At 72.0% G+C, this 4,425-nt stretch carries 4 protein-coding genes; 2 read left to right on the top strand and 2 right to left on the bottom strand.

Annotated features, from left to right (window positions below; genetic code table 11):
• On the top strand, positions 1-1,310 hold a 1,310-nt coding region (locus ACTH43_RS18345), incomplete at its 5' end, for a heavy metal translocating P-type ATPase (protein ID WP_441446324.1).
• Here ACTH43_RS18345 and ACTH43_RS18340 read toward each other — a convergent pair.
• Entirely contained in the window at positions 1,298-2,260 is a 963-nt protein-coding gene (locus tag ACTH43_RS18340; RefSeq protein ID WP_441446323.1) for an aldo/keto reductase, read from the bottom strand. The genes ACTH43_RS18345 and ACTH43_RS18340 overlap by 13 nt on opposite strands.
• Before the next feature lie 97 nt (positions 2,261-2,357).
• Positions 2,358-3,329, bottom strand: coding sequence for a phosphotransferase enzyme family protein (locus ACTH43_RS18335; protein WP_441446322.1), 972 nt, complete (start codon positions 3,327-3,329; stop codon positions 2,358-2,360).
• Between ACTH43_RS18335 and ACTH43_RS18330 the strand changes: the two genes are divergently transcribed.
• Positions 3,307-4,062, top strand: coding sequence for an NADPH-dependent F420 reductase (locus tag ACTH43_RS18330; protein WP_441446321.1), 756 nt, complete (start codon positions 3,307-3,309; stop codon positions 4,060-4,062). The two genes, ACTH43_RS18335 and ACTH43_RS18330, sit on opposite strands and share 23 nt — an antisense overlap.
• The last annotated feature ends 363 nt before the right edge of the window (positions 4,063-4,425 follow it).

Here is a 4,425-nt window from a genome sequence, read left to right as displayed (position 1 = left end):
GGCCGTTCTACGCCAGCGACGCGACGCTCTCCTTCACCACCAACCGCGAAGAGCCGGATACCGCCGCGGGCTGGCTGTTCTGGTTCGCGCTCGGCGCGGCGATCCTCACCGCGATCATCTGGTTCCTCGTCGGGAGTCCGGACCAGGCTGTGATCAGGGCGATCACCGTGCTCGTGATCGCCTGCCCCCATGCATTGGGCCTCGCGATCCCCCTCGTCGTCTCGATCGCGACCGAGCGCGCAGCCCGCGGCGGAGTGCTCGTCACGGACCGCCTGGCGCTCGAGCAGATGCGCACGGTGGACACCGTCCTCTTCGACAAGACCGGCACCCTCACCCGGGGCGAGCCCGCGCTGACCGGCATCGAGACTGGTGCCGAGCGCTCCGAGGACGAGGTGCTCGCCCTCGCCGCCGCCGCCGAGGCACCGAGCGAGCACCCGCTGGCCCGCGCGATCGTGCGGGCCGCGGACGAGCGCGACCTCGCGGTGAGCGCGGGAGACGGGTTCAGCTCGTCGCCCGCGGTCGGAGTGCGGGCCGTCGTGGACGGCGATGTCATCGAGGTGGGCGGCCCATACCTGCTCGAGCAGCACGGGACTGCGGAGCTGCCCGTCGCCGCACAGTGGCATGCGCAGGGGGCGACCGTCCTCCACGTGCTCGCCAGCGGCGACGTGATCGGCGCGCTGCGGGTGGTCGACGAGATCCGGCACGAGTCCCGCGAGGCGGTCGAGGCGCTGCGCGCCCAGGGCGTGGACGTCGTGATGCTCACCGGTGATGCGCGCGCGGTGGCCGAATCCGTCGGCGCCGAGCTCGGCATCGACCGCGTGTTCGCCGGGGTGCGCCCCGAGGACAAGGCCCGGACCGTCGTCGAGCTCCAGGGCGAGGGGCGGAAGGTCGCGATGGTCGGCGACGGCGTCAACGACGCCCCGGCGCTGGCCCAGGCCGACGTGGGCCTCGCGATCGGCGCCGGCACTGACGTCGCCATCGGCTCCGCCGGGGTGGTGCTGGCCTCCTCCGATCCCCGCTCGGTGCTCTCCGTGCTCGAGCTCTCCCGCGCTGCCTACCGCAAGATGCGGCAGAACCTCTGGTGGGCTGCCGGCTACAACCTGCTCGCCGTCCCGCTGGCGGCGGGGGTGCTGGCCCCGATCGGGTTCATTCTGCCGATGAGCGTGGGCGCGCTGCTCATGTCGGCCTCGACCATCGTGGTGGCGCTGAACGCCCAGCTGCTGCGCCGGCTGGACCTGCGGCCCGAGGCCAGTGCAGAGCGGATGCTCGGGCGGTCAGCGACCGTCTCACTCCCTGCTCACCAGGCGTAGGCCTCCGGGGCCGGCCCGCCCGGGCCGGGGAAGATCGCATCGAGCGCGGCGAGGTCGTCCTCGGACAGGGAGATCTCCATGGCGGCGATCGCCGAGTCCAGCTGCTCCATCGTGCGGGGGCCGATGATCGGACCGAGCACGCCGGGCCGGTGCAGCAGCCAGGCGAGCGCCACCTGGCCGGGGGCGAGATCCCGTTCGGCGCAGAACGCCTCCCAGCGATCCAGCTGGGCGGCCAGCCCGTCGGAGAGGTCGTGGCGGTCCGCGGCGCCGCGGCGCACCCCGTCGGCCGAGCGACCGCCGAGCTTCCCACCCGCGAGCGGGGACCAGGCGATGACGCCCATCCCGTAGTGCTCCGCGGCCGGGAGCACCTCGAGCTCGATATCCCGGGTGAACAGGTTGTACAGCGACTGCTCCGAGACCAGCCCCAGGGAGTGCCGGGCGCGGGCGGATTCATTCGCCTGGGCGAGGTGCCAGCCGGCGAAGTTCGAAGAGCCGACGTAGGTGATCTTCCCCTGCGCGACCAGCAGATCCATCGCCTGCCAGATCTCGTCCCACGGGGCGGTGCGGTCCACATGGTGCATCTGATAGAGGTCGATGTGGTCGGTCTGCAGGCGGCGCAGCGAGGCATCCACCGCGCGGCGGATGTTCAGGGCGGAGAGCCCGCGATCGTTCTTCCCGGGTCCCATCTCGCCGAACACCTTGGTGGCGAGGACGATCTCCTCGCGCCGGCCGCGCGAGGCGAGCCAGCGGCCGATGATCTCCTCGGTCCAGCCGCGGCGCTCCGTGCCGCCGTAGCCGTTGGCGGTGTCGAAGAAGGTCACCCCCTGGTCGAGGGCACGGTCCATGATCGCGAAAGCATCCTCCTCCGCGGTGTGGGGACCGAAATTCATGGTCCCGAGCACGAGCCGGGAGACGGTCGCGCCGGTGCGGCCGAGCTGGGCGTACTGCATATCGCTGATCACTCCTCGTGGGGCGGTGTCGCCGGGGAGCGCGCAGGGACCGCTGCGGGCAAGCCTATTCCCGGAGGTGGGGGTGCGCCAGGGGGAGTCAGGGGAGGCGTGCGATCGCTTCGGCCGACGCCGCCCAGCGGCCGTCGTCCTGCGGCGGGATCGCGGCGATGCCCATCCACAGGGTGAGGGCGTCGAGCCACCGGGACTCCAGCTCGTCGAGGGGTCGGACGGCCTCGTAACCGGCACGCAGGGCGGAGCGGGCCGGGGCGGGCGTCGGCCCCCAGCCGCGGAAGAGCGTGGCGAGATAGGTGCCTGCCTGCGCGAGGTCGGCGACCCGGTGGTCGAGACGGACGTCGTCGAAGTCCAGCACCGCGGCGACCCGACTGTCCTCGACCAGGATGTTCGCGGCGCGGAAATCGCCGTGGATCGGCTGCGGGGGATCCGAGGGGGCAGGCAGGTCGGCGACGAGCTCCGCCAGGCGGGCGGAGGCTGCGGGCACGCGGCCCGGATCGCGGTCGGTCAGCCAGGTGCTCACCCGGCCCGGAAGCGGGGACGGGGCTTTCGACGAGAGGCCCGCGGTGCCGACGTCCGCGAGCGCACCGTGCAGAGCGGCGAGGCAGGCGCCCGCAGCGTGCACGGAGTCGAGGTCGTCCACATCGAGCCAGGTCCCGCCGACCTCCGGCAGCACCGCGAGGGAGAACGGGAGGGAGGGCCCGTCGACCTCGAGCCGCACGCGCCCGTCGCGGCCCGGCAGCGGGGCCGCGACCGGGATGCCCCGGGAGGCGAGGTCCGTGAGCAGGCGCGTCGTGGTGGCGAGGTGTGCGAACCGCTCCGGCGCGCAGGAGAGCTTGACGATCAGCGGGCCGCGATCGGTGCGCACCCAGGCGATCGCATTGCGGTCGCTGAGCGTGAGGCGCGGGACCTCCTGCACAGCGAGATCCCAGTGCTCGGCGAGCACCGCGGTGAGCCAGCGGGTGGCCCCGTCGGCGCCGTCGAGGCCGAAGCGCTCGTTCAGCGCCTGCTCGGCGTCGGCCGTCTCCCACAGCATGGACAGTCCCAGGCTCAGCATGGACCCACGGTACGGCCACGTCGCCACGGTACGGCCACGTCATGCGCCGTCACACGGGAACAGGGGCGAGAGGCGCGGCGTTGGACGGGCCATGACAACACTGGGAATCATCGGAGCAGGCAACATCGGCAGCCAGGTCGCCCGGGCCGCGATCACGGCGGGGTATGACGTGGTGATCGCGAACTCGCGAGGCCCGGAGACCCTCGAGAACCTCGTGGAGGAGCTCGGTAGGAAGGCCCGCGCCGCCACCGCGGCGGAGGCCGGCGCAGCGGGGGACGTCGTCGTGGTGACGGTCCCGCTGAACGCCCTCGGTCAGGTCCCGGTCGAGCCGCTCGCCGGCAAGATCGTGCTCGACACCAACAACTACTACCACGAGCGCGACGGGCGGATCGAGGCCCTCGACAAGGGCGAGACCACGACCTCGCAGCTGCTCCAGGAGCACCTGCCCACCTCGAAGGTGGTCAAGGCCTTCAATCACATCCGCTCCGCGGACATCACCACCGACACCGCCCCTGCGGGCGCACCGGACAGGCGCGCGCTCGCCGTCTCGAGTGACTTCCCCGAGGCAGTGGAGCTCGCGACGAGGTTCTACGACGAGATCGGCTTCGACGCGGTGGACGTGAGCCCGCTGAGCGAGTCCTGGCGCGTGGAGCGCGATCGCCCCGCCTACGTGGTGCGTCAGACCGCTGCGGAGCTGCGCGAGAACCTCGCGGTCGCGAACCGTCTGCCCTGAGCGGTGTATAAGGGTGGGATGGAAGCGGCGTCGATCGCCTCCTTCGTGCCAGCCCTCAGGCAGCAGGCCGTCGAAGGGGAGGTCGGCTCACTGCTGATCGAGCTCCGCAAGCGTGCGCGCGGAGCGCAGGTCTGTGACGGAGACGTACCGTTGCCGCTGCACCCAGCCGCTTCCACGCCCTGAACGCAGATTGTCCAGCGTGTGCTCGAGCGTGACGTGACCCAGCCGATCTCCGTCTTCGCCTGGGCGGGTCAGGAAGAAGACCTGGTGCGCCGGACCTCTCCAGTGCGAGGCGAGACCGGCTTTGAGGCTCTTCGCGGTTGGTGGTGAAGGAGAGCGTCGCGTCGCTGGCGTAGAACGGCC

This window comes from Brachybacterium sp., from assembly GCF_052095815.1.
Lineage (GTDB): Bacteria > Actinomycetota > Actinomycetes > Actinomycetales > Dermabacteraceae > Brachybacterium.
The sequence above is the reverse complement of the archived record's forward strand: the minus strand, read 5'-3'. Positions and strand labels throughout refer to the sequence as shown.

Bases quoted from the DNA above. Each gene is read 5' to 3' on its own strand.
- ACTH43_RS18340 (WP_441446323.1), bottom strand. From the start codon at position 2,260: ATGCAGTACGCCCAGCTCGGCCGCACCGGCGCGACCGTCTCCCGGCTC.
- ACTH43_RS18330 (WP_441446321.1), top strand. From the start codon at position 3,307: ATGGACAGTCCCAGGCTCAGCATGGACCCACGGTACGGCCACGTCGCC.
- ACTH43_RS18335 (WP_441446322.1), bottom strand. From the start codon at position 3,329: ATGCTGAGCCTGGGACTGTCCATGCTGTGGGAGACGGCCGACGCCGAG.